This window comes from Intrasporangium chromatireducens Q5-1 (assembly GCF_000576575.1).
GTDB lineage: Bacteria > Actinomycetota > Actinomycetes > Actinomycetales > Dermatophilaceae > Intrasporangium_A > Intrasporangium_A chromatireducens.
Genome location: NZ_AWQS01000318.1, coordinates 1 through 3735, shown reverse-complemented (window position 1 = coordinate 3735; position 3735 = coordinate 1). Strand labels below are relative to the sequence as shown.

Genomic DNA, 3735 nt, shown 5'->3' with positions numbered 1-3735 from the left:
CTCGACGGGGAGGAGCCGGCAGAAACTTGGTGGCGCGGCCGGCGGTCCGCTGGACAGGATGTGGCGCGTGAGCGAACCCTTCGACGTCTTGCCCCTCGACCCCCTCGACCCCACGCAGGAGGTGATCACCGAGCAGTGGCTCGGCGTGCACAACGGCATCCAGCGGGAGCTCTTCGGTGACACCGGCAGCTGCTGGACCGTGTCGGAGATGCGGGCGATCCACCGGCGAGGAGACCGGCGCCGGGTCGACCTGGTCGCGGTCCAGGACGGCAGCGTCGTCGGGGCCCTCGAGGTCATGATGCCGCTGCACGACAACCATCACATGGCCATGCTCTGGCTCTCGGTGCAGGCGTCGGCGAGGGGACAGGGCATCGGTTCGGCCCTCCTCGACCGGGCGGAGCGGGTCGCGGCCGACAACGGTCGCACCACCCTGCTGGCGGAGACCGAGTGGGCGCACGGCGGCAGCGACGAGCGGGAGGGGTGGGCGAAGTCGCGCGGCTACGCGATCGCCCAGACGACGCTGCGCAGCAGACAGCCCCTGCCCGCCGACCGAGAGGCGCTCACGGCGATCCTCGAGGGACCGGGTGCCGAGGACTACGTGGTCGAGACGATCGTCGACGACCTGCCAGAGCCCTGGTTCGAGGACCTGGCCCTGCTTCGCACCCGCATGTCGACCGACGCGCCCCTGGGCGACCTGCAGACCGAGGAGGAGGCCTGGGACGTCGAGCGGGTCCGGGCTCAGCACGAGAGCATGCGCAACGGCGGTCGACGGGTCCTCGTGAGCGTGGCTCGTCACGTCCCGACCGGTCGCCTCGTCGGCTACACCGACGTGCACGTCCCGACCGGGGACGGAACGCTGGCCTACCAGCAGGACACCCTCGTGCTGCGGGAGCACCGCGGTCATGCGTTGGGGGCCCGGCTCAAGGCGGCCACCGCCCTGCGTCTCATGGACGAGCTGCCCGCCGTCGCCTCGGTCCGGACGTGGAACGCGGACGACAACACCCACATGCTCGCGGTGAACCGGCAGCTCGGCTACGCCGTCGACGGGTACAGCCGCGAGTGGCAGAAGGTGCTGTCCTGAGCCCAGCGCGCCCGCCACGCACCCGGGCCGGGCGCGCAGGGCAGGCGGCTCAGCGGCATACGGCGTCTTGGCTAGGCTGACGGGCATGTCTGACGAGCAGGGCTTCTCCACCCGTGCCATCCACGCCGGCCAGCCGGCCGACGCCTCGACCGGGGCGGTGAGCGTGCCGATCTACCAGGTCTCGACGTACAAGCAGGACGGGATCGGCGGCTTCCGCGGCGGCTACGAGTACAGCCGGTCGGCGAACCCGACCCGCACCGCGCTCGAGGAGTGCTTCGCGGCGCTCGAGGGCGGCAGCCGTGGCTTCGCCTTCGCGTCGGGCCTGGCCGGGCAGGACACCCTCGTCCGGTCGCTGCTCGTTCCCGGTGACCACGTCGTCGTGCCGAGCGACGCCTACGGCGGGACCTACCGCTACTTCAACAAGGTGGCCAGGCCGCAGGGCATCGAGCACTCGATCGCCCGGATCGCCGACGTCGACGCGGTGCGTGCCGCGATCGTTCCCGGCCGGACCAAGCTCGTCTGGGTCGAAACGCCGACCAACCCGCTCCTCGGCGTCGCCGACATCGCGGCGATCGCGGAGATCGCGCACGAGGCCGGTGCGGTCCTCGTCGTCGACAACACGTTCGCCAGTGCCTACCTGCAGAACCCGCTCGCCCTCGGCGCCGACGTCGTCACGCACTCCACGACGAAGTACAGCGGTGGCCACAGCGACGTCGTCGGCGGCATGGTTGTCACGGCTCGGCAGATCTCCGTCGCGGGGTTCGAGGATGCTGAGGACCGGATCGCGTTCCACCAGAACAGCATTGGCGGCGTGGCCGGCCCGTTCGACTCCTGGCTGACCCTCCGCGGCCTGAAGACCCTCGCCGTCCGGATGGAGCGGCACTGCGACAACGCCGAGAAGGTCGTGGACTTCCTCACGGGGCACGACGGCGTCTCGCAGGTCTACTACCCGGGGCTGCCGTCGCACGTGAACCACGAGGTGGCCGCCCGGCAGATGAAGCGCTTCGGCGGCATGGTGAGCTTCCGCCTGAAGAAGGGCGAGGACGCCGCGGTCAAGGCGTGTGCCGCCGTCCAGCTGTGGACCCTCGGCGAGTCGCTCGGCGGCGTCGAGTCGCTCATCGAGCACCCGGCCCGGATGACGCACGCGAGCGTGGCCGGCACCGAGCTCGAGGTCCCCGCCGACCTGATCCGGCTCTCGGTCGGCATCGAGGACGTCGACGACCTCATCGAGGACCTGCGCGAGGCGCTCGACATCCACGCCTGAGCACCGGCACCCCGACAGCGACATGACGATCCTCGCCGTCGACTTCGGGTCGACCTTCACGAAGGGCGCGCTCGTCGCCGGGGACGGCACGGTCATCCGGACCGCGGCCACCCCGACCACCGGCACGCAGGGGAGCGGCGACATCCTCGACGGCTACCGCACCCTGCGGCGAGCCCTCGACGTCCCGGACGACGCGACGGTGCACGCCTGCTCGAGCGCGGGCGGCGGCCTGCGTCTCGCCGTCGTCGGCTACGAGGCGACCGTCACCGCGCAGGCCGGTCATCGGGTCGGCCTCTCCGCGGGTGCGAAGGTCGTCCACGTCGCGAGCGGACCGCTCACGACGAAGGAGGTGAGCGGCATACGGGCTGCTCGTCCGGACATCGTCCTGCTCGTGGGAGGCACGGACGGCGGCAACGCCGACGTCCTGCTGCACAACGCAGCCCGGCTCGGGAAGGCCGCCATCGGCGGGCACGGCGCACATGCCGTGCCGATCGTCCTGGCCGGCAACATCGAGGCCCGCGATGAGGCGGCCGCGCTGCTGGCCGAGACCCAGCGACCCACGATCCTCGCCGGCAACGTGCTGCCCGAGATCGGCGTCGTCGCGCCCGAGTCGGCGCGCGCCGCGATCCGGGAAGCGTTCCTGCGCCACGTCATCGGCGGCAAGGGCCTGTCGAAGGACCCGGCGTTCGGCACGATGGTGGAGGGCGCGACCCCGGACGTCGTGCTCCGCGGCGTCGAGGTGCTCGCCTCGCGGGTCGGCGGCGATGTGCTTGTGCTCGACATCGGCGGCGCGACGACGGACGTCTACTCCGTCATCACCCCCGAGGGCGAGGACGCGAGCCTGCGCAAGGACGTCGTCGCGACGTTGTGGCACGGGCGCACGGTGGAGGGCGACCTCGGGATGCGGTGGAACGCCCCAGGGGTTCTCGAGGCGGCCGAGTCCGAGCGGCTCGTCGAATCCGTGCCGTGCTGGGAGGAACTGCGGACGTATGCCGCTCAGCTGGCGTCGCGCCCCGATGCCGTCCCAGCGGACGACCGTGAGCGCCGCCTCGACGTCGAGCTCGCCCGGCTGGCGGCGCTGGTCGCCGTGCGGCGGCACGCCCGTCCGGCCCAGCCCACGGAGTCACCGCGGCCGCTCGCCAACGTGACGACGCTCGTCGGGTCCGGGGGAGTGCTGCGGCACGCGGACGAGGCGGGGCGCGAGCGGGTCCTCGGGTCGGTTCTCGCGGACCACGCCGGTGGCTGGAAGGTGCCGCGGGCGGCCAAGGCCGAGGTCGATGCGAGCTACCTGCTGTTCGTCGCGGGCCTGCTCGCTGAGCAGGAGCCGGATGCGGCCGCCGCCGTGGCGGCCCAGATCTGACCGTCGAGAGGCCACGAACCGTCGAGAGGC

The 3735-nt window shown here is 72.2% G+C and carries 3 protein-coding genes; all 3 read left to right on the top strand.

What is annotated here, in order from left to right; genetic code table 11:
• Positions 1 to 67: 67 nt before the first annotated feature.
• The 3 genes from N864_RS20230 (at position 68) to N864_RS20220 (ending at position 3705) form a co-directional block, all read left to right on the top strand.
• Entirely contained in the window at positions 68 to 1081 is a 1014-nt protein-coding gene (locus tag N864_RS20230) for a GNAT family N-acetyltransferase (protein ID WP_051518858.1), read from the top strand.
• Between the two features lie 85 nt (positions 1082 to 1166).
• Complete coding sequence (locus tag N864_RS20225; protein WP_034721651.1) at positions 1167 to 2345, top strand: cystathionine gamma-synthase; 1179 nt, start codon at positions 1167 to 1169, stop codon at positions 2343 to 2345.
• Positions 2346 to 2367: 22 nt separating this feature from the next.
• Positions 2368 to 3705: a glutamate mutase L gene (locus N864_RS20220; RefSeq protein WP_034721650.1), complete on the top strand. Its 1338-nt coding sequence runs from the start codon at positions 2368 to 2370 to the stop codon at positions 3703 to 3705.
• Positions 3706 to 3735 lie beyond the last annotated feature (30 nt).

Coding starts and splice junctions, on each gene's coding strand:
- N864_RS20225 (WP_034721651.1), top strand. CDS start 1,167: ATGTCTGACGAGCAGGGCTTCTCCACCCGTGCCATCCACGCCGGCCAG.
- N864_RS20220 (WP_034721650.1), top strand. CDS start 2,368: ATGACGATCCTCGCCGTCGACTTCGGGTCGACCTTCACGAAGGGCGCG.